This window comes from Terribacillus aidingensis (assembly GCF_040703035.1).
GTDB lineage: Bacteria > Bacillota > Bacilli > Bacillales > Amphibacillaceae > Terribacillus.
This window is the reverse complement of the sequence record NZ_CP159996.1, coordinates 1,518,421-1,540,420: the sequence shown is the minus strand read 5'-3', so window position 1 is coordinate 1,540,420 and position 22,000 is coordinate 1,518,421. Positions and strand designations below refer to the sequence as shown.

Genomic DNA, 22,000 nt, shown 5'->3' with positions numbered 1-22,000 from the left:
AACACAGGTATTTTCTCTGTTTCTTCTTGCAGTGTCATTCTGAATAAAACAAAAAAAAACGAGAGCATCTGCTCTCGTTCAGTCTTCATCGTCATCCTTTTTATCCAAGAAGTCCGGATCTACATCTTTGAAATCATCTTCCGTCAGCTCGTAATCCCAGTCTTCTTCTACATCCTCCACTAGACAGCCATCAGGATCTACTTTTACACAAAGCTTCGTTTCCCCGATAACTTCCACAAGGAATTCCTTCTCCACTTCGACGAAAATTTTCTGTCCGTGCTGTACGATTTTGCATTCCAGGCAGTTCGGCTGCTGAATTGCTTTCGCATAAACATCATAATCGTCGTCAAGACAGTTCTCGTCTTTGATGCTTAATTTGACCAATTCCTTATACTCGACTTTCTCCGAAACAACGTGCGTTTTCGTATTATCATTGTACGAATACCAAACGTTGACATCATAGGAACCGACTACTTCCACCCCTTTATCGCCTTTCTTTTTTGCATGATAGCGGTGGTTGATGATCCAGCAGCCAAGAATGCTTGATGGTTTGTGTTCCGGTCGGATATGATCGATATTCTTGCTGAATTTACGTCCGCGGCCGATGACCGCTTTCGTAATGATCTCACGGTAATTCTGCTCTAGAAAACCCATTGCAAAAACCTCCTCTTTTTACATAGTCATGTTATGCAGGGTGTTCACCTATGGTGTCAGAAAAAATCCAATCTCCCACCACAGCTGGACGCTCCTTCATTCTATGCAACTGCCTAAAAAGAGGTTATAGAATCTTGCCGACTGTCGAGCCCAAGAGGATAAAAAAATTAAAAAGAAACGGACTTATTTGTCCGTTTCTTCATCCTGAAAGACCGTCTGCTGGATATTTTGGGAGATGCTCTGCAGAATATGGTTCGTGATAACCTGGGATTCTTTGAATTCCTGGACGACAGGTATGCTGTCGATCTTCTCTTGCAGATCATCAATTTCCTTTTCCATCTGCTGCTGGGCTTCCCGTTTGCCATAAGCCTGCAAATTGACAGCCTGCTTTTGCTTCATTTTAATTTGATTGATATATGTTTGCACCTTTTTGTTCTCATTAAGCTTCGATTCAAGCTGGTGAAAATGTTCAATCTCATCCAGATTGCCCATGTCTTCAGCCAATACTTCAGCTTGTCTGAGAATATCTTCGGTGGAATAACTCATTATATGTGTACCTCCGCTGTTGTTTCTGTTAATTCACCATCAAGTGACCATGTTTTGGCTTGTTTTATCCGAACTGGTACGATCTTGCCGACCACCGACTTTGGTCCTCGGAAATTGACTAGCTTGTTTTTCTCGGTATAACCAGCCAGCACGTCGGGGTTCCGCTTGCTTTCCCCCTCGACTAGCACATGCACGATCTTGCCTTCATAAGCGCGCATTGACTTCGCAGCGTGTTCATCTATCACTCTGTTCAATCGCTGCAGGCGCTCTCTTTTCACTTCCATAGGGACATTATCCTCCCATTTGGCAGAAGGTGTTCCTTCACGAGGAGAATAAATATACGTATATGCTGCCTCAAAACCGACTTCCTCTACAAGAGTTAATGTTTCCTGAAACTGCTCCTCGGTCTCATTCGGAAAACCGACAATGATATCTGTCGTAAGTGTAACATTTGGAATAGAACGTCTGATTTTCGCTACAAGAGTCAAGTACTCCTCCCTCGTATAGCGCCGGGCCATTAGCCGGAGTATGTCACTGCTCCCAGATTGAACAGGCAAATGTATGTGATCAAGAAGATTCCCGCCTTGGGCTAGTACCTCTATTAGTTTATCATCAAAGTCCCGTGGATGGGAAGTCGTGAAACGCACTCGCGGTATATCAATCTTCCTGATCTCATTCATAAGATCCCCAAGGCCAAAATCAAGATCAGGCAAATCTTTACCGTATGCGTTCACATTCTGCCCCAGCAGTGTAATCTCCTGATATCCTTGAGCCGCCATCTGTCGCACTTCCTGGATGATATCCTCTGGACGCCGGCTCCGCTCCTTACCGCGCGTGTATGGGACGATACAATATGTGCAGAACTTATCGCAGCCATACATGATATTGACCCATGCCTTGATCTTTCCTTTTCGTGCTTTTGGGAGGTTCTCGATGACATCGCCTTCTTTGGACCATACTTCCAAAACCATTTCCTTGCTGAATTGTGCTTCTTTCAAGAGCTGCGGAAGCCGGTGGATATTGTGTGTCCCAAAAATTAAATCAATATGATGATGTTTATTCAAAATTCGGTTTACAACTGCTTCCTCCTGGGACATACATCCGCATACTCCGATAATCAAATCCGGCTTCTCCAGCTTCAATGGCTTCAGATGACCAATCTCACCGAACACTTTATTCTCAGCATTCTCTCGTATGGCACAAGTATTGAGAAGGATCACATCTGCCTCATTTGTTTCAGTTGTCGGAGAATACCCCATTTCCATGAACAGTCCAGCCATCACTTCGGTATCATGTTCATTCATTTGGCATCCGTACGTACGGATGAGGAACTTCTTTCCAAGACCTGCTTCCTGCATTTCTGGGGGAATCGTGAAATCATAATGGAACGTAACATCTTCTCTGCGCCGCTTCTTCGCCTGCTTCAAATTCGGCGGCTGATACGTCGTCTGGAAATACTTCGCGAAATCGTCTGTAGTCTTCTCATGCAGCGGCTTCTCAACTTGTTTGGACTGTTCTGCAGCTATCAAACTCACGGATTTACGCTGTTCTTCATTCACTTATTCCTTCTCCCCCATTCATTCTTGCGTTTGTCTCCAGTATACCAATGCATGATGCTGTGTCCAAGTATTGGAAATAAAAAAAGCCCCGCCTTTGGCGGGACTTATCGTGGTTCTACTATCAATTTGATGGCAGTCCGTTCTTCATTGTCGATCATTATATCCGTAAATGCCGGGATACAAACCAAATCAACACCACTCGGGGCAACAAAGCCTCTCGCAATGGCGACAGCTTTCACTGATTGATTGAGTGCTCCTGCTCCGATTGCCTGGATTTCCGCTGAGCCACGTTCTCTTAATACGTTCGCAAGTGCGCCTGCTACTGAGTTTGGATTGGATTTCGCTGAAACTTTTAGTATATCCAACACTGGTACCTCCTTCGTTTACTGGGCTACTTTCCTTTTTACTATATTTCTGCAACATAGTAGATATGCCCATTTCGGGCGATGTCTGAAAAAAGTGATACGGCCTGTCCTGGTTCATACTGTAAACAAAAGACCTAGTGAAGGAGCAGCAAAGATCAATCCATGTACGGGTGGTCATCATTAATCAGGATGCGTTTGATGGAAGAAGCCTTCCCCGTTTGCGGATCCAGATCGATTACTACTCCATTTAATTGTGATTTACCCTTTTTTGGTACTTCAAAACGTACCGGGAGACCTGTAAGGAATCTTTTAATGACTGCTTCCCGCTCCATCCCGAGGATCGCTTCATATGGCCCTGTCATTCCGGCGTCGGAAATATATGCTGTCCCAGAAGGTAATATACGTTCATCAGCTGTCTGCGTATGTGTGTGGGTACCAACAACAGCACTGACACGTCCATCGACATACCATCCAAAAGCTTGCTTCTCACTGGTTGCTTCTCCGTGGAAATCGACGAAAATCAAATTCGTCCGTTTACGTGCCTCTTCAATGAGACGATCAGCTTCACGGAATGGATCATCTGCAGGCATCATGAACGTTCTTGCCAGCAAATTGATGATTGCTACTTCATGCTGATTCACCTTCACATAAATAATCCCCTTACCAGGTGTACCTGGCGGTAAATTTGATGGACGGACAAGGTACTTTGCATCATCGATGAATTCAAATATATCCCGCTTATCCCATGTATGGTTACCCATGGTGATCGCTTGTGCTCCCCATTCAAGGAACTGCTTATAAATCCGCTCATTGATACCTTTACCGTCCGCACTATTCTCTCCATTTATAATCGTAAGCTGCGGCTGATAACGCTGCTTCAAGCGCGGTAAATATTCTTGCACCATCTGACGTCCCGGCTCGCCGACAACATCTCCGATAAATAATAACTTCATAATCAAATCCCTTTCTGCATCTCAACTTGTACTAGATATAGTTTAACATTAAAAAAAGCGGCACAGGGCCGCTTTCTTATTTTGCATATTCAACTGCGCGTGTTTCCCGGATAACCGTGACTTTAATATGTCCTGGATAATCCAACTCGCTTTCAATACGTTTCCGGATATCCCGTGCGACTTTGATGGATTCCAAGTCGTTGATTTCATCCGGTTTAACCATGATCCGAATCTCACGTCCAGCCTGAATTGCGAAGGATTTCTCCACACCCTGGAAGGATTCTGAGATCTCCTCCAGTTTCTCCAGACGCTTGATGTAGTTCTCCAGTGTCTCGCTTCTCGCTCCCGGACGGGCTGCGGAAAGGGCATCTGCTGCAGCGACAAGCACTGCAATTATCGATGTTGCTTCCTCATCCCCATGGTGGGAAGCGATGCTGTTGATGACCACCGGATGCTCTTTGTATTTGATTGCGAGTTCTTTCCCGATTTCAACGTGGCTGCCTTCGACTTCGTGGTCGATTGCTTTACCGATATCATGCAGTAAACCTGCACGTCTTGCCAAGGTAACGTCCTCGCCAAGCTCAGCTGCCAGCAATCCTGCTAGGTAAGCGACTTCTGTCGAGTGCTTCAATACGTTCTGGCCGTAACTTGTGCGATACTTCAATCTTCCGAGTATCTTAACAAGATCCGGATGCAAACCGTGTACACCAACTTCGAAGGTCGTCTCCTCACCTATCTCGCGAATATACTCATCCACTTCGCGTCTGGATTTCTCCACCATTTCCTCGATACGAGCTGGGTGGATACGTCCATCCTGGACAAGTTTCTCGAGTGCGATTCGTGCGATCTCACGACGGACAGGATCAAAACCGGACAGGATGACCGCTTCAGGTGTATCATCAATGATCAGATCAATTCCTGTAAGCGTTTCTAACGTACGAATGTTACGGCCTTCCCGTCCGATAATGCGTCCTTTCATCTCGTCATTCGGCAAGTTCACGACTGATACAGTCGTTTCCGCAACGTGATCGGCTGCGCAGCGCTGAAGTGCAAGGGAAAGAATGCTCTTCGCTTTCTTATCGGCCTCATCCTTGGCACGATGTTCCGCATCTTTGATCATGACAGCTGCATCGAAGGCAACTTCCTTCTCGACTTTATCCAGCACGATTTGACGTGCTTCATCAGACGTATAGCCGGAAATCCGCTCCAGTTCGAGCTGCTGTTCTTTCACCAAGACTTCCACTTTGCTTTCCAATTCTTCAATTTGTTGTTGTTTTTCAGCTAATAATTGTTCCTTTTTCTCTAACGTAACTTCACGCTTATCAAGCGTATCGCTTTTACGGTCCAGATTCTCTTCTTTCTGCATCAGACGGTTTTCCTGCTTCTGCAGTTCAAGACGACGCTCACGTAATTCCTGCTCCGTCTGCTGACGCAGCTGGAAGTTCTCATCCTTCGCTTCGAGAAGTGCTTCCTTCTTAGACGTTTCCGCATTGCGATGGCCTTCTTCTACTATTTGCTTCGCCAATTCCTCCGCACTGGAGATCTTTTTCTCAGCAATAGATTTGCGAACAAGATAACCAACAACACCACCGACGATTAGAGCAAGCAAAATGGAGATGATTAGGTAAAATAGTTCCATGATTTCACCTCCCCTGCTATGAAATTGTACAAACATGTCTGTCGGCATGCACAATGTTTTTCATAAAAAAACTATGGTAACCTTTGAGAAGTATAATAAAAAAGAGAATTATACAAATCAATTTTAATCCTGTGTTCGCATGTTGTCAAGAAAACATGGAAAGTACTAGCAGATTATCCTATATAAAAAGCCTCCGGCTGTAACCGAAGGCTCTTTCTTACATATCCAATGATTCCTGTTCTTCTGACAGCGCCTCTTCCGGCAGCTTCTTATCTGCATCTAAGTTGTAGTGGTCGCGAACAGTCATCTGAATTGTTGTAGCAATTTCCGGGTTCTCTTTCAGGAACTGCTTCGCATTTTCACGTCCTTGGCCAAGACGCTCCTCATTATAGGAGTACCACGCTCCGCTTTTCTGAACAATATCCAAGTCGCTTGCGATATCGATGAGTTCCCCTTCTCTGGAAATCCCTTCTCCGTACATAATATCTACTTCCGCTTGTTTGAAAGGCGGAGCTACTTTATTTTTCACTACTTTAATTCTCGTTTTGTTACCGACCATGTCATTGCCTTGCTTAAGAGTCTCTGCACGGCGTACTTCCAAACGGACAGAGGAATAGAATTTAAGTGCGCGTCCACCAGGTGTTGTTTCCGGGTTACCGAACATTACGCCGACTTTCTCACGAATCTGGTTGATGAAGATGGCAGTCGTTTTGGACTTGTTGATTGCTCCGGACAATTTACGAAGTGCCTGAGACATCAAACGAGCCTGCAAACCAACGTGAGCATCTCCCATTTCCCCTTCGATCTCTGCTTTCGGTACAAGGGCTGCTACTGAGTCGATAACGACGATGTCAACCGCTCCGCTTCGTACAAGCGCCTCGGCGATTTCCAATGCTTGTTCTCCTGTATCTGGCTGAGAAAGCAAAAGCTCGTCGATATTGACGCCTAGCTTCTGTGCATAGACTGGATCAAGCGCATGCTCTGCATCTATGAAAGCTGCTTGTCCGCCATTGCGCTGTGCTTCTGCAATTGCATGCAAGGCAACAGTTGTTTTACCAGAGGATTCAGGTCCATAAATCTCGATAACACGGCCTTTAGGATATCCGCCTACACCAAGTGCGATATCAAGGGCAAGAGAGCCGCTGGAAACAGTAGAAACCTTCTGTTCTGCTCTTTCGCCTAGTTTCATAATGGAACCTTTCCCGAATTGTTTCTCTATTTGTCTCAAAGCCATATCAAGGGCTTGTTTACGTTCACTCAAATGTATTTCCTCCTTTGGATTATCTATATCTATTCTAACTTGTTTTTTGAGATATAACAAGCAAAAAGCGAATAAATGTTCCCTTTTTTTATTTCTCCCGAACACACCAATAAAGACAATTCATTCAGGTAAAAAGAACATTTATCCGCTTCAAACAAGTGTCAAATCACGATTTTAAATAATGGAACAGCATATCGAAGCCTTTCTTCACCGCTTGCGCCCGTACACCTTGACGCGAGCTCCGAATGGAGAGCTCCGTAGTACGTGTCTGTTTGCCTTTTTCATGAAGGCTGATAAAGACAGTTCCAGGCTCCTTGCCTTCGGAACTATCCGGGCCAGCAACACCAGTGAAACTGATACCGATATCGGCTCCCGTAAGGCGCACTGCATTTTCGGCCATTTCAATGGCACATTGCTCACTTACAGTGCCTTCCTTCTGAATCGTTTCCTCCTTCACGCCAAGTACGTGCTGTTTCATACTAGGTGCATACGTGACAAAGCTGCCAAGGAAGACCTCGGAAGCGCCGCTCAAGGAAACGAGGGCATCCGCGAACAGTCCGCCTGTCAGGCTTTCTGCACTGGCCAATGTAAACTGCCGTTTCTTCAGCAGCTCGAACACTTGCTGCTGAACAGATGTTTCATCATAGCCGTAAAAGTATTGACCGACGCGCTCCATTACTTCTTTTTCAATGACATCGATCAAACGGTCAGCTTCTTCCTTCGTTTCTGCACGGGCTGTAAGCCGCACAGCAACTTCCCCTTCAGAGGCATACGTTGCAATCGTTGGATTTTCCTGTACTTGGATCAAATCAAGCAAGTCCGTTTCAAGCTGTGATTCCCCAATTCCGATGAAATGAAGCAAGCGGGACTGCAACACAGATTGAAGCTGATATTTCTCACGAACATAAGGCATAACATGATCAGACATGATCTGCTTCATTTCACGAGGAACACCTGGCATAAACGCCCATATCACTCCATCATGCTCTACAAGCATGCCTGGCGCCATACCGACTGTATTTTCCAGTACTTTTGCACCTTCAAACACACGGGCTTGCTTATGGTTGTTCGGAGACATCGTACGGCCTCGTTTAACAAAGAACTCTTTGATACGATCCATGGAAACTTTGTCTTCATGCATCTCAAGGCCGGATATGAGCTGAAAGGCTTCCCTTGTCAGGTCATCCTCTGTCGGGCCAAGTCCGCCGGTTACGAGCACCAGGTCTGCATCACGCTGCGCTTTTGCGAAGGACGATTGCACACGAGCAAGGTTATCGCCTACTACGTGGTGATAAAATACGTTGATTCCGTTATCAGCCAGTAGCTTGGAAATCCATTGTGCATTCGTATTGTTGATTTGACCTATGAGAATCTCTGTTCCTACAGCTATCACTTCTGCATTGATTTGCTTCATTTTATTTCGACTCCTTCATGACACTCCAGTTTCTAACAAAGTAGTCGACTCCGGACACGACCGTCAGAATCAGTGCAAGATACAGGCAAATCGTAGCAAACGGAAAACCGAGATATGAAAAAGGCCAATTATGCAGCAGCAATGCGCTGATAGCAACAATTTGAACCGCCGTTTTCTGCTTACCCATTTTACCAGCTGCCATTACAAGACCTTCACCTGCGGCAACAAGACGCAATCCTGTAACAGCAAATTCACGGCTGATGATGACGATTGTGATCCAAGCCGGCGCTAAGTCTAATTGTACCAGTAAAATGAGCGCAGCTGAAACAAGTAGCTTATCTGCTAGTGGATCAAGGAATTTCCCAAGATTCGTTACCAGATTATATTTGCGGGCATAGTAACCATCCACCCAGTCCGTACATGATGCAATGATGAATAAAATCGCCCCAGCCAAATGGTTCACTGGGAGTGTTGTGTCACCAATATCGATTGTTCCCCAATCAAATGGAACTGCCAGCAGGATAATGAAAATCGGGATCAGGAAAATTCGGGATAAAGTAATTTTATTAGGTATATTCATGTCTGCCTCCTATGTATGTACAGATAAACATAAGTTAAACCCTTTCCATAACGTAAAGGGTTTAACTTTTATCATTATTTCTTAATATTTACCGTAATGGTCTGAACATCATTATCAATCGGGAAAGTCAGTTCCTGACCATTGATCTCCAGTTTTGTTGCTCTGGCAAAACCAGTTCTGATGGAAACTGTCTCTAAATCACTTACGTCCTGCTCAACCGGTTCACTTCCGGAAGCGATGGTGCCAGTGTAAACATTGCCGGCGTTATTGCCATCGCCGACTTGCAGCCACGCATCTCCATCTTCTGCAGAAAGTTTCAATGTTACTTCATCACCGGCATTTTCCAGTGTATAAGTTGTAACAGGGTTACTGGCAGTACCTTCTTCGTCCACAGAAAGTTTTGGTTCTGCCTGCTCCTCTTCCTGCTGTGCTTGCTCTTCTTCAGCAGCATCATTTGCTTTTTCCTCAGAGTCAGCAGCTTGTTCAGAATCGGATTCCTGCTCAGCAGACTGATCACTCTTAGGTGACGTTACCTGATCTTCATTCTGCTGCTGGTTAGCGGAATTAGTATCATTATTATCGTTAGATCCGCCTGCATAAATGAAGACGACAATAATAATAGCTGCCAAAACAATCAATCCGATGATGATGGAAGATAAGTACGGAATGCCTTTGCGTTCCTTGCGGGGAGGCCTGTCATTTTCCCGAACGCGGCTGCGTTCCTGGCGGGAAGGTGCCTCACTCTCTTCCTGAACCGGGGCAGCTGCGGTTGCTTCCTGCTGCTGTTGTTTCGGTTCGAGCACTTCATCTGGATTAAGTCCTACTGTCTGCGCGTATTCCTTAATGAAAGCACGTGTGTAGAATTCCCCTGGCATGACGCTGTGGTTATTCTCTTCAATCGCTTTCAAATAACGCTTTTGAATTTTGGTGCGCTGTTGTACGTCTTCCAAAGTCATTCCTTTGGACTCTCTTGCCTCCCGGAGCTTTGCACCAATGTCCATTAATACCACCATCCATCTTTAAAATTGCTTAAATCTGTCTGAATTCCGGCTCATAAATGATTTTTTCATCATCGTGATTCCGGAGTTCAATAATATAATCGAAATCATCCAATGTAAACTCCGTATCCCGGACGAATATATCTGGATGTTCGATTACCTTGGCTACAGGGAGCCTCATCACTTCGCGTACTAGCTCCCAATGACGCTCACTCGCGCGGCTTGTCGAAACAATTCCGTCGATGATAAAGAGGTTGTCCTCATTGTATTCATCCTGCAGCAGCTGGTTCCTGGCAGTTTGCTTCAGAAGTGTGCTGGAGACGAATAGCCAGCGTTTATTGGCACTGACACTGGCAGCGACAATCGATTCCGTTTTCCCGACACGAGGCATCCCACGTATTCCTATTACCTTAGAGCCTTCCTGTTTAAACAATTCTGCCATGAAATCGACCAGAAGTCCGATTTCACTCCGGACAAAACGGAATGTCTTCTTATCATCCACATCCCTATGTATATACCTTCCGTGCCTGACAGCAAGCCGATCTCGAAGCTTCGGCTCCCTGGACTTTGTGATATGTACATGTTCCATCGTCCGCAGAATGGAATGGAGACGAATGATCTGTAATTCCTTTTCTGCCGAAAGCAGCATGCCACGCCGTTGGTTCTCCACCCCATTGATCGTCTTGATGTTGATGGATAACATACCGAGCAAAGAGGAGATGTCCCCTAATAATCCTGGCCGGTTATGCTGGATTTCATATTCCAAGTACCATTCCAATGTTTCCATAGAAAAGCTCCTTTACAGGAAAATAGCGTCATATATAACGAAAACCTATTATTACTATAAAGGAAAACGATAGATTAGAAAAGCCATAACAAACTTTATTGGAAGCTACAAAGAAAACCTGCTTCTTAGAAAGAAGCAGGCTTCAATGAAGTTGGCCGCTTATTCAGCGTGTGTGGCCATTGTCTTGGACAAGCTTTACCATAATGTTAGCGATTGCTTGCTTCTCATCCTGGGATGCGACAGTCCAAAGGTCACGAAGAATTTTTTCTTCTGTGTTCTTTGCGTCTACTTTCGTCGCAAGATAATCCCCGATTTCATATGCAATGCCAGAGACAGTATCGTTCTCCATCCCTTTGCTTTGCGCCTGATGCAGGCGATCACCTAGGAAGTCTTTCCAAGAATCAAAATTATCAAGAACAGACATGGTGTATTCCTCCTTCATTAGCTTGCATCTTAGCTTTTGACAGAAGGGGATTCCTTATACAAAAAATATGACTTAATTTCACCAGCCGCCGTTTACTTGAAGGGCGTGTCCGTTCACATAGGAAGAATTATCACTCAGCAGGTAACTGACAGCATCCGCTACTTCGCTTACTTGTCCGAAACGGTCCAATGGAATATCTCCTGTCAACTGCATCTTTTCTTCCTGAGATAGATGGCTGTTCATCCCAGTTTCGATTGCTCCCGGTGTTACAGCATTAACTCGTACACCGCTTGTTCCGGCCTCTTTCGCCAAACCTTTGACAAAACCGATTTGAGCAGCTTTGACACTGGAATATGCGACTTCAAAGCTCGCCCCTCTTTCTCCCCAGATAGAAGAAACAATGACGATTTCCCCTTTTCTGCGTGCAAGCATCGGCGGCAGAATATGCTGACATATCCTCCATGGCGCTTTTACATGCACTGCAAGCAAGTCATCCATCTCTTTGTTCGTCATATCCTGGAACATGCCATAATGGGCCATACCGCCAGCATAAACGAACTGATCGATCGGAAAAGACAGAAAGCGGAGAAGCTTCGTAAAATCAGCTTCTTCTGTCAAATCAGCTTTGACTGTACCAAGCACACTTTCCGATATATCATGGAAAAGTGCTTCCATCGCTTGTTCATTTTTATTGTAATGAAGCAATAGCTGATGCCCTTCACTGGCAAGCTGACGGGCGCAAGCAGAGCCGATAGCTCCGCTTGCGCCCGTAATGAAAATAACCTTGCCCATGCTTATGCCTCCTGCGGCAGGATCTGGCATACAGCCAACCGATTTTCACTGAACCAGCTTTTCAGAAAATCATTTGCATCGGCCGCAGTCAATTTTTCGATTGCTGGTACGATATCGAACAGATCCACCCCAGCAAGATGATACTGGATGAAACGATTGGAAACAAACTCCAAGCTGTTCATTGCTCTGAGCATCTGACCAATCGTCTTTTTCTTCATCCGCTCCATTTCCGCTTCGGAAACGGTATGATCTTTCATTCGCTGCAGCATTCCTTTGACTGTATCAGCAAAGCGGTCCGGCTCTTTCGTATTACCGCCGATGATGGAGAAGCCAAAGTTTTTCTCCAGACTCGTTTCGAAGCCGAAGCTGTCATCAATTAGATCATTCTTATATAATTCCTCATAGTAGACGCCGCTCTTGGAGAAATAATAATCCAGTACCATATCCGTTAGCAATTCTTGTTTCAGATACGCTTCTGGAGATGCATAATCAGTGTTCTCTTTTATCCCGACCATGCATTTTGACACACTGACCGGCATGCGGACTTGTTTTTTCATTTCTGCCACAGTTTCTGGCTCTTCAGGGAAGAAGCGCTCGATCTTAGCAGGTGGTGCGAATGTCTTGCTATCCTGATTTGCCCGGATAAGTTCAATCATTTTCTCTTCATCAATATTACCTGTCACGAACAAGGTCATGTTCGATGGATGATAGAACGTGTTATAGCATGTGTAGAGATCTTCTTTCGTAATTTCCTGAATGGATTCCACAGTCCCTGCTATATCAATTCTTACAGGGTGGGATTGGAATAGGCTTTGGATGGTACCAAAGAAAGAGCGCCAATCTGGCTGATCATCATACATACGAATTTCCTGAGCGATAATACCTTTTTCCTTTTCAACCGATTTATCTGAGAAATAAGGATCCTGCACAAAATCAAGCAAGGTTGTCACATTCTCTTCTATATGTGAAGTCGCAGAAAATAGATACGCTGTCTGCGTGAAGGAAGTGAAAGCATTTGCAGATGCACCTTGTTTGGTGAAGTCCTGAAACACGTCCCGATCCTCTTTTTCAAAAAGCTTATGCTCCAGGAAATGTGCAATACCTTCTGGTACGGTAATTTTCTCTTTGCCATCAAGCGGAACGAAGGTCTGATCGATAGATCCATAATTCGTTGAGAAGATCGCATATGTTTTCGCCATCTCCGGCTTCGGCTGCAAGAACACCTTCAGACCGTTAGGCAGCGTTTCTGCGTAGATGGATTCCTGTAATTGTTCGTAGTGTTTCTTATGCATTCTTCTCAGCCTCCTTATTCGTCAGCAAGTATACAGTATCCAATTGGACTTTTTTCGCAACTTGAAGTACATCGTCCAGGCTTACTAGTCGGATGGTATCCAGCATCTGCTCGATCGTAATATTTTTGTTCCCCATTACTTGCTGGTATAACGTTTCAATATGACCTGCCGGGTTGTCGATTGTCTCTAATATTTGACTGATGATTAAATCTTTTATTTCTTCAACTTCTGATTCTTCAAATTCTCCAGCTTGCATGGCTGCAAGCTGGGCATCGATGATTTCCTTTGCTTTCTGATAATCTTTCGGATCAATACCGGAGAAAACAAATAATAGGCCTTTGTGACTCTCAAATCGTGAAGCAGCATAATAAGCGAGGCTGTGTTTTTCCCTGACATTCCGGAACAGTTTCGAGCTTGGGAAGCCGCCGAATAATCCATTAAACACCTGCAGCGCTGCATAATCAGGATCGTCGTAACGGATATTCGTCCGATAACCAAGGTGAAGCTTGGCTTGCTGTACATCCTGCACCTCGATTACTTCCTTTACATCAGCAGAAGCTGGATGTACAGAAGCTGTTCCTTCTTCATGGGAAGCGATATCTCTTTCCAGGAATGGCTCCACGGCCTTTTCGGCAAGTTCTCTCTCTACATCTCCAAGAATGTAAATATCCATTTTGTCCTGCTTCAGCATTTTTTCATAAAAACCATACAGCTTGCGGCCATCCATGTCTTTCAGTTCCTCTTCATACCCGTGCACATGAAGGCTGTACGGTTCGCCTTTGCACATTTCATCGATAAGACGCATATTCGCATAGCTCATCTTATCATCCTTCAAAGCAACCATCTTTTGTTTCAGCGTTTGCATTTCGCGTGAAACGATAGACTCTGTGAAGGCTTCATTCTCCGTTTTTGGTTCAAACAAGATTTCACGGAGCAGATCAACTGCTTTTTCGAATAGCGGAGTCCGGTCGCTCAGATAATTCTCATTGGCAACATCGAGACGAAGGGTGATGATATGCTTCTCGCCCTTTTTCGTACCAGTAATAGACAGGATAGCACCATACAAGTCGTCGAGTTTGAGACGTAATGCACGCGCATCCGTTAGATTGGCTGTACCCTGCTGCAGTACATATGGAAGCAGTGCTCTTGCTGTGATAGTCTCCCGCTCAAGCGGCGCCTGTAGCTTAACGGCTATACTGATTGTCTTATATTTTTTAGTCGGTATAAGGTGCAGCGTCGCACCTTTTCCTGTGATGATTTCTTCTCCTGCGATTTTCATAAGGAACCTCCCTGACTTCTGTTATGTATAGCTTCTCTAGTTTTGCTTATATATATCCGACAATCCTCGCTATGATTACCATATTAATGAAAAAAAGCCCAGAAGTAAACGAATCGGTTTGCACAAAAAAGACCCGATGTCTAAAAAGCATCGGGTCTTTCGTCTTAGCGGCTTCCTTTTATATAAGGAACACCGCTTGCTTTTGGCGCTACCGAACGGCCAATGAATCCTACCAAAGCAAGAATGGTCAGTACATAAGGCGCAATCAGCAAGTAAACTTGCGGTACATTTTCAAGCAATGGAATGGATGAACCAACAACGCTTAAAGACTGGGCAAAGCCGAAGAACAAAGCTGCTCCCATTGCCCCAAGCGGGTTCCACTTTCCGAAGATAACTGCTGCAATCGCCATGAATCCTTGACCAGCAATTGTAGATACAGAGAAGTTCTGAGATATAGTCATCGCGAACACTGCACCACCGATTCCGGCGAGTGCACCAGATATGATTACGCCGATATATCTTGTCGTATATACTTTGATACCATTCGTGTCTGCTGCCATTGGATGCTCCCCAACTGCACGGATACGAAGACCAAATGGAGTCTTATAAAGCACATACCATGCAAGGAAGGAAAGAACAATAGCAACATACGATGTAACATACATATTGTTAAAGAACATATTACCGATCACAGGAATGTCGACCAATAATGGAACGTCCGTTGTATAAATCGGCTGTGATATGAAATCCGTTTGGCCTTTTCCGAATATCTGTTTGATCATGAAAACACCAAATCCAAGTGCCAGCATGTTGATCGCTACCCCTGTAACCGTCTGATCTGCACGGAAAGTGATCGTAGCAACCGCATGGATCAAGGAGAATAGCATACCGGCAACCATAGCAACCAATATGGAAATCCATGGTGTGGCCGTTCCTAAAGCATCAGCATACATCAAATTGAACGTTACCGAAGAGAAAGCCCCTATGACCATGAGACCTTCCAAACCGATATTGACAACGCCAGAACGCTCACTATACACACCGCCCAATGCGGTGAAAATAAGAGGAGCGGCAAAGAACAGCGTTTGCGGAATAATGGAATAAAGTATATCCAGCATTTTATTTTTTCTCCCCTTTTTTCAATTGCAGCAGTGCCCAGCGGATGATGAAGCCGGAAGCAACAAAAAGAATGATCAATGCAATGACAATTTCGATGATTTCATTTGGTACACCAGCTGTGGACATATTAAGCGATCCCACTTTAAGAAATCCGAACAAGCTAGCTGATAATACGACGCCGAACGGGTTGTTTCCGCCTAGAAGCGCTACCGCGATACCATCAAAACCAAGGTTTGAGAATGCTGTATTCGTGAATGCATTACCGAAGCTTCCAAGACCTTGCATTGCCCCAGCAAGTCCTGCGAAAAGACCCGAAATCAGCATTGAGATGACAATGTTTCGTTCCACTTTCATACCTGCATAATTGGAGGCATGCTGGTTGTAACCTACGGCTTTCAACTCATACCCGAGCTTCGTGCGTTCAAGAATGACCCACATAACCAGCACCATCAATAGTGCAACGATGAAACCAAGGTGCAAGCGGGATCCTGTTAATCCGATCAGGAAATCATTTGTCAAAGAGGCAGTTTGTTTAACTGGCTCTGTTGTCTCCTGGTTATCTGTCAGCACAGAACGGATCAGATAGTTCGTAATATGAAGTGCGATATAGTTCATCATGATGCTGACGATAACTTCATGGACACCGAGCTTCGCTTTCAAGATACCCGGAACAAAAGCCCAAAGTGCTCCTGCAGCAGCTGCTGCAAGAAGTGCTAGTGGCAGATGGATAAAGGCTGGTGCATCAACAGCAGTACCTACCCATACAGCTGCAACCCAGCCGACTAGCACCTGACCTTCAGCACCGATATTGAACAATCCGGTACGGAAAGCAAAAGCGATTGCCAAACCGGTCAGTATATATGGTGTGATACGGTTAACAGTTTCGGACATGAAGAACGGGCTGTCAAAAACGCCATTCCATAGTGCCTGATAGCCGAGAATCGGATTATAACCGAATATAAGCATGATGATTGCACCGGCAACCAAACCAAGGATGACCGAAATGATTGGTATGATGAAATTGAACTTTGTGCTGGAAAACATTAGTTTTGCGCCCCTTCTTTCTCAAGCTTCGAACCTGCCATCAATAATCCGAGCTCCTGTTCATTTGTTTCCTTCGGATTTACTGTTGCAATGATTTTCCCATCGAACATAACAGCAATACGATCACTTACATTCAAAATCTCATCTAGTTCGAACGAAACGAGCAGGACAGCTTTTCCTTGGTCACGCTGTTCGATCAGACGCTTATGGATGAATTCAATAGCCCCTACATCCAGACCGCGTGTCGGCTGAGCTGCGATCAACAAATCCGGGTTACGGTCAATTTCACGACCAATGATTGCTTTTTGCTGGTTACCCCCGGATAGAGTGCGCGCTTTCGATAAATGACTAGGAGTACGAACGTCGTATTCCGCAATCAGGGCTTTTGCTTTATCGAAGATCCGTTTGAAGGACAGGAAGCCGCCAGTTGAAAAAGGCTTTTGGTAATATGTTTGCAGTACTATGTTTTCTCCGATAGAATAATCAAGCACGAGACCAAGCTTGTGGCGATCCTGGGGGATATGACCTACTCCGCTTTCCGTAATGGCGCGAACTGGCATATTGGTAATATCCTGATTTTTCAATGTGACTTTGCCTGCTGATTTCTTACGAAGTCCGGTTATTGCCTCAATTAATTCTGTTTGACCATTTCCGTCTACTCCGGCAATTCCGACAATTTCGCCTGCTCTGATATCAAGATCCAGTTGTTTCACCATGTCCACATGCCGGGAATCCTGTACTGTCAGGCCTTCAATGGAAAGAATTGTTTCTTTTGGTTCGGCTGGTTTCTTCTCCGTTGAGAAGCGTATTTCACGGCCTACCATCAAGGAAGCCAGTTCATTCGGGTTCGTTTCGGATACAACAACTGTTCCGATACCCTGCCCTTTCCTGATTACCGTACAGCGATCACAAACTTCCATGATTTCTTTCAGTTTATGTGTGATCAAAATGATAGACTTGCCTTCTTTGATCAGCGTCCGCAAAATAACGATAAGCTCTTTGATTTCCTGTGGTGTCAATACAGCGGTAGGCTCATCCAGGATGACCACATTTGCACCGCGGTACAAAGTTTTCAGGATTTCCACACGCTGCTGCATACCAACGGAAATATCGCTGATTTTCGCTGTGGCATCCACTTGCAGACCGTAACGATCTGAAAGTTGCTGCACTTCACGAACCGCTTTTTTCATATCAATCTTAAGCCCTTTTTTCGGTTCACTGCCAAGAACGATATTTTGTGCAACTGTGAAGGTGTCGATAAGCATGAAGTGCTGGTGCACCATTCCGATACCTAATCTATTGGCAACATTCGGATCATTGATTTCGACTTTCTTTCCGTCAACGCGGATCTCTCCCTTTTCCGGCTGATAAAGACCGAACAGGACGTTCATCAATGTGGACTTTCCTGCGCCATTTTCTCCTAGCAGCGCATGGATTTCTCCTTTTTTCACTTGAAGCGTGATGTTGTCATTGGCGACAATTCCGGGAAATTCTTTGCGAATGTTCAGCATTTCAATTACATAATTTTCCATATTTTACACTCCTTCTCGGAATTACGAACTTTCTTTGATTCTGTTCAAAAAAAAATCGTCAAATGAAGCGGGGAATTGTCTAATATAGACGCTTCAGTTGAAGATTTTTTTATAAAGGGCTAGAGTGCGTACTCTAGCCCTTCTGGTTTCTTATAGAGAATCTACATATGCTTTCAGTTCGTCATCCGTAGTTGGAGCAGTTACATCACCATCGATGATCTTTTGCTTCCATTCGTCTACAGCTGTTTTGATATCGTCTGTGTATGCTTCTGTGTTTGTTTCTGCAATACCGATTCCATCATCTTTCAAACCGTAAGATACGATTTCTCCACCAGGGAAATTGCCATCTTTGGATTTCTGCGCAACATCAGCTACTGCAACGTCAACAGCTTTCAGCATGCTTGTAAGAGTCACGTTGTTATCCCCAATTTGGCCTTCATCATACTGGTCACGGTCAACACCGATTACCCAGTAGTTTCCTTCTGGATCATTGTTTTTCAAATCTTTTGCTTGTGCGAATACACCGTTACCTGTACCACCAGCAGAATGATAGATTACATCTACGCCAGAGTTGTACATGTTGGATGCAATCAATTTACCTTTGTCAGGAGCACCGAAGGAACCAGCATACTGTACATCCACTTCGATATCCTTATTGACTGATTTCGCACCAGCTACGTATCCTGCTTCGAACTTCTTAATCAATTCACTTTCTTCTCCACCAACGAATCCGATTTTACCGGATTCAGATTTCGTCGCTGCAGCTACACCTGCTAGGAATGAGCCCTGCTGCTCTTCGAATACGATGCTTGCTACATTATCTTTTTCTACGACGGAATCAATGATGGCAAAATGCGTTTCTTTGTTTTGATCAGCAACTTTAGTGATATCCTCTGCAAGCTTGAATCCAACACCGAAGATTAGATCCGTATTAGATTGCACAAGGCGATTCAAGTTGGTTGCATAATCAGATGCACTGTTAGATTGAAGGTAGTCATAGCCTTCTTTCTCTTTTAGGTTGTTGTCTGCACCGAATTGTGTAAGACCTTCCCAAGCAGACTGGTTAAATGATTTATCATCAATACCGCCAGTATCTGTAACCATAGCTGTTTTAAAGCTGTTGCTCTCGCTTCCGCCCTGCTCGGAGCTGCCGCCGGATCCACATGCACTAAGCACGACACCTACGACAAGAAGCAAACCTAAAAGTACTGCATAACGACGCATTTTCAAGATAGTAACCCCCAAATATAGATTAATAACTAAGTTGAAGCCTGATACATAATTAGTAGATTAATAGGACATAATTACTACAATCCGCTTCACTCGAACATAATATAACATGCTTTTTACATAAAATAAATACTTATTTTACAAAAACACGAATATTGTCGATTTTTTTGGGTTGATTCACCTACTTTTTGATACTTTTCTTGAAAAATGTGTCCTACGATAGTTTGTCCTCCGCCGACTTGGAAACCAACACCTGCCGTGGCTTACTCCCCTCATAAGGTCCTACTACTCCCCGCTCTTCCATTGCATCTATCAACCTAGCCGCTCTCGTATAACCGATGCGGAATCTGCGCTGCAGCATGGAAACACTGGCACTTTGCATATCTGTTACTAAGAAGACAGCATCATGGTAAAGTTCATCCTCCACCTCTGACTGTACTTCCTGTTCTTCTTCTGGAATCATATCTGTTTGATATTGTGCTTTTTGCTGTTCAATACAATGATTTACGACATTCTCCACTTCCTCATCGGAAAGGAAGGCCCCTTGAATACGGGTCGGCTTTGAAGAACCGACTGGTATGAACAGCATATCTCCTCGTCCAAGGAGCTTTTCAGCTCCGCCGCCGTCCAGGATTGTCCGGGAATCGATTTGGGAACTTACGCTAAAAGCGATACGTGACGGGATGTTGGCCTTGATGACGCCAGTAATAACGTCAACAGACGGACGCTGGGTTGCGATAATCAAATGTATCCCCGCAGCACGTGCCATCTGTGCGAGTCTGGTAATAGCATCCTCCACCTCGCTGGAAGCGACCATCATCAAATCGGCAAGCTCATCAACCAGTACGACAATGAATGGCAGGAAAGGCTGCTCTTCATCATTCAATTCATTCTGCTTTTGGATGTACGCATTATACCCTTCGATATTTCTAGTACCAGAATCAGAGAACAGATCATATCTGCGCTCCATCTCGGCTACAACTTTCTTCAATGCCCTGGATGCTTTTTTCGGATCCGTCACGACCGGTGTCAGCAAGTGGGGAATTCCATTATATACATTCAGCTCCACTTTTTTCGGATCAATCATCATCATTTTCACTTCATGCGGTTTGGCCCGCATCAGGATACTGGTAATGATGCCGTTGATACATACACTTTTCCCGCTTCCAGTAGCACCAGCTACAAGCAAATGGGGCATCTTGTTAAGCTCTGCCACCACTGATTCTCCAGATATGTCACGACCAAGGGCAAAGCTCAGCTTGGATCCGGCTTTCACTTGACTGTTATCCAAAACCTCACGCAGCGATACACTTGCCACTTCTTTATTCGGCACTTCGATTCCAACAGCTGATTTGCCTGGTATCGGCGCTTCAATCCGGATATCCTTCGCTGCCAGAGCAAGCGCTAAATCATCGTGCAGGTTGACGATCTTGCTTACTTTCACACCGGTATCCGGATATACTTCATATTTCGTCACTGCTGGACCCACATGTACCTTGCTTACTTTTGCCTTGACTCCAAAGCTTTGGAACGTCTGCTCGAGCTTCCGTGCAACAGCCTGAATCTGCGAGCGTTCCTGTTTTTGGCTATTCTTCTTGGGCTGTTTCAGCAACGTGATGCTAGGTAGCTGATAATCCCTGTTTTCCAGCTCAGACGCCGGCAGTGCCTCTTTCTCATCGGTAGATTCTTCTTCTATCTCTTTCGGTTTCTCTTGTTTTGGTTCGATGATTTCTGGCTCAGGATCTGCGTAGGCAATATTCGTGAAATCCTGGATGATTGGTTCCTCATGAATAGGCTCTGGTTCTGCCTCTGCTGCTTCTTCCTTTTCTGCTAATACCTGCTGGCGTTTTTGCTTCCTCTTCGGTCGTTCCGTTTTTTTACGCTCCTTTGTTTCCGAGAGCTTGTCTTTCATTTTACCTGATGTAGCATTTGCTCCTTTTCTCAGAAGCGCAAACAGCTTTTGAACTAAGGAACTGAGGGACGTATTGGTTAAAATCAGAATTCCGATTACTACCAGAAAGAAAGCGATGATCTTAGCACCTGTTGCAGAAAGCAGATAATAACTTAATGCGAAAAGGATTGCTCCTATCATACCTCCGCCTAGAGCCGCTGGATCGATCGTATCCTGCACATAAGCTAAATAATAATTCCAGCTTGTCTTGATGATCGATGGCTGCTCCACTTGACTCAGCTTATCCTCAAACGCCTGGATATGCGTGAATAGTAAAATACCAGCGGTGATGGCATATAATCCGATCAGTTTCTTATGAAGCAGATTCGGTCTTTTACATCTGGCCATCAAGTAGATGCCGACCCCACCCATAAATACTGCAAGCAGGAAATACCAGCTTCCAAAGAAGAAGCGGAACAAATGCTCAAGTGCGTTCGGTATTGCCCCGTCACTGATTGCACCTGCGCCGCTGCCGAATACAGCAAGAAATACTAATAATAACCCAATTACTTCAAAGCTCATTACTTGCTTGAACTTAGTTTGTCGTTTTTTTGTTTTTCGTTTAGCCATTTTAGGGAATC

Annotated in this window: 20 protein-coding genes; all 20 read right to left on the bottom strand. The window is 44.8% G+C overall.

Annotation, left to right across the window (positions count from 1 at the left end; genetic code table 11):
* Nucleotides 1–78 precede the first annotated feature (78 nt).
* Nucleotides 79–654, bottom strand: coding sequence for an outer spore coat protein CotE (locus tag ABXS78_RS08220; RefSeq protein WP_366249648.1), 576 nt, complete (start codon nucleotides 652–654; stop codon nucleotides 79–81).
* A 183-nt stretch (nucleotides 655–837) separates the two neighbouring features.
* Nucleotides 838–1,200, bottom strand: a complete 363-nt coding sequence (locus tag ABXS78_RS08215) for a YlbF family regulator (RefSeq protein ID WP_366249647.1) — start codon at nucleotides 1,198–1,200, stop codon at nucleotides 838–840.
* Nucleotides 1,200–2,759 carry a tRNA (N6-isopentenyl adenosine(37)-C2)-methylthiotransferase MiaB gene (gene miaB, locus ABXS78_RS08210; RefSeq protein ID WP_366249646.1) on the bottom strand — a complete coding sequence of 520 codons (1,560 nt, stop codon included), beginning with the start codon at nucleotides 2,757–2,759 and terminating at the stop codon, nucleotides 1,200–1,202. Before miaB ends, ABXS78_RS08215 begins: the two co-directional genes overlap by 1 nt.
* Nucleotides 2,760–2,863: 104 nt before the next feature.
* Complete coding sequence (locus ABXS78_RS08205) at nucleotides 2,864–3,124, bottom strand: stage V sporulation protein S (RefSeq protein WP_093726526.1); 261 nt, start codon at nucleotides 3,122–3,124, stop codon at nucleotides 2,864–2,866.
* Nucleotides 3,125–3,279: 155 nt separating this feature from the next.
* The gene (locus tag ABXS78_RS08200; protein WP_366249645.1) at nucleotides 3,280–4,077 is read right to left on the bottom strand and encodes a TIGR00282 family metallophosphoesterase; all 798 of its coding nucleotides are present in this window, start codon (nucleotides 4,075–4,077) and stop codon (nucleotides 3,280–3,282) included.
* A gap of 76 nt (nucleotides 4,078–4,153) precedes the next feature.
* Nucleotides 4,154–5,716, bottom strand: a complete 1,563-nt coding sequence (gene rny / locus ABXS78_RS08195; RefSeq protein ID WP_095223184.1) for a ribonuclease Y — start codon at nucleotides 5,714–5,716, stop codon at nucleotides 4,154–4,156.
* Nucleotides 5,717–5,933: 217 nt separating this feature from the next.
* The gene (gene recA / locus ABXS78_RS08190; protein ID WP_366249644.1) at nucleotides 5,934–6,977 is read right to left on the bottom strand and encodes a recombinase RecA; all 1,044 of its coding nucleotides are present in this window, start codon (nucleotides 6,975–6,977) and stop codon (nucleotides 5,934–5,936) included.
* Nucleotides 6,978–7,143: 166 nt separating this feature from the next.
* A complete protein-coding gene (locus tag ABXS78_RS08185) occupies nucleotides 7,144–8,391 on the bottom strand; it encodes a competence/damage-inducible protein A (RefSeq protein WP_366249643.1) in 1,248 nt (415 codons plus the stop codon).
* A gap of 1 nt (nucleotide 8,392) precedes the next feature.
* Nucleotides 8,393–8,971: a CDP-diacylglycerol--glycerol-3-phosphate 3-phosphatidyltransferase gene (gene pgsA / locus ABXS78_RS08180; protein ID WP_095223181.1), complete on the bottom strand. Its 579-nt coding sequence runs from the start codon at nucleotides 8,969–8,971 to the stop codon at nucleotides 8,393–8,395.
* Nucleotides 8,972–9,045: 74 nt separating this feature from the next.
* On the bottom strand, nucleotides 9,046–9,972 hold the full coding sequence (locus ABXS78_RS08175) for a RodZ domain-containing protein (RefSeq protein WP_366249642.1): 927 nt from the start codon (nucleotides 9,970–9,972) through the stop codon (nucleotides 9,046–9,048).
* 28 nt (nucleotides 9,973–10,000) lie between these two features.
* Entirely contained in the window at nucleotides 10,001–10,756 is a 756-nt protein-coding gene (locus ABXS78_RS08170) for a DUF3388 domain-containing protein (RefSeq protein WP_095223179.1), read from the bottom strand.
* A 163-nt stretch (nucleotides 10,757–10,919) separates the two neighbouring features.
* Nucleotides 10,920–11,180 carry a DUF3243 domain-containing protein gene (locus tag ABXS78_RS08165; RefSeq protein ID WP_095223178.1) on the bottom strand — a complete coding sequence of 87 codons (261 nt, stop codon included), beginning with the start codon at nucleotides 11,178–11,180 and terminating at the stop codon, nucleotides 10,920–10,922.
* Between the two features lie 78 nt (nucleotides 11,181–11,258).
* Complete coding sequence (locus tag ABXS78_RS08160) at nucleotides 11,259–11,972, bottom strand: SDR family oxidoreductase (protein ID WP_366249641.1); 714 nt, start codon at nucleotides 11,970–11,972, stop codon at nucleotides 11,259–11,261.
* Between the two features lie 2 nt (nucleotides 11,973–11,974).
* On the bottom strand, nucleotides 11,975–13,264 hold the full coding sequence (locus ABXS78_RS08155) for a pitrilysin family protein (RefSeq protein WP_366249640.1): 1,290 nt from the start codon (nucleotides 13,262–13,264) through the stop codon (nucleotides 11,975–11,977).
* The gene (locus tag ABXS78_RS08150) at nucleotides 13,257–14,543 is read right to left on the bottom strand and encodes a pitrilysin family protein (RefSeq protein ID WP_366249639.1); all 1,287 of its coding nucleotides are present in this window, start codon (nucleotides 14,541–14,543) and stop codon (nucleotides 13,257–13,259) included. Before ABXS78_RS08150 ends, ABXS78_RS08155 begins: the two co-directional genes overlap by 8 nt.
* 164 nt (nucleotides 14,544–14,707) lie before the next feature.
* Nucleotides 14,708–15,661 (bottom strand): ABC transporter permease, encoded by a 954-nt coding sequence (locus tag ABXS78_RS08145; RefSeq protein ID WP_366249638.1) that lies wholly within the window; start codon nucleotides 15,659–15,661, stop codon nucleotides 14,708–14,710.
* A gap of 1 nt (nucleotide 15,662) precedes the next feature.
* Nucleotides 15,663–16,706: an ABC transporter permease gene (locus tag ABXS78_RS08140; RefSeq protein WP_366249637.1), complete on the bottom strand. Its 1,044-nt coding sequence runs from the start codon at nucleotides 16,704–16,706 to the stop codon at nucleotides 15,663–15,665.
* Nucleotides 16,706–18,238, bottom strand: a complete 1,533-nt coding sequence (locus ABXS78_RS08135) for an ABC transporter ATP-binding protein (RefSeq protein ID WP_366249636.1) — start codon at nucleotides 18,236–18,238, stop codon at nucleotides 16,706–16,708. Before ABXS78_RS08135 ends, ABXS78_RS08140 begins: the two co-directional genes overlap by 1 nt.
* A gap of 150 nt (nucleotides 18,239–18,388) precedes the next feature.
* Entirely contained in the window at nucleotides 18,389–19,468 is a 1,080-nt protein-coding gene (locus tag ABXS78_RS08130) for a BMP family protein (protein ID WP_366249635.1), read from the bottom strand.
* A gap of 214 nt (nucleotides 19,469–19,682) precedes the next feature.
* Nucleotides 19,683–21,989, bottom strand: a complete 2,307-nt coding sequence (locus tag ABXS78_RS08125) for a DNA translocase FtsK (RefSeq protein ID WP_366249634.1) — start codon at nucleotides 21,987–21,989, stop codon at nucleotides 19,683–19,685.
* Nucleotides 21,990–22,000 lie beyond the last annotated feature (11 nt).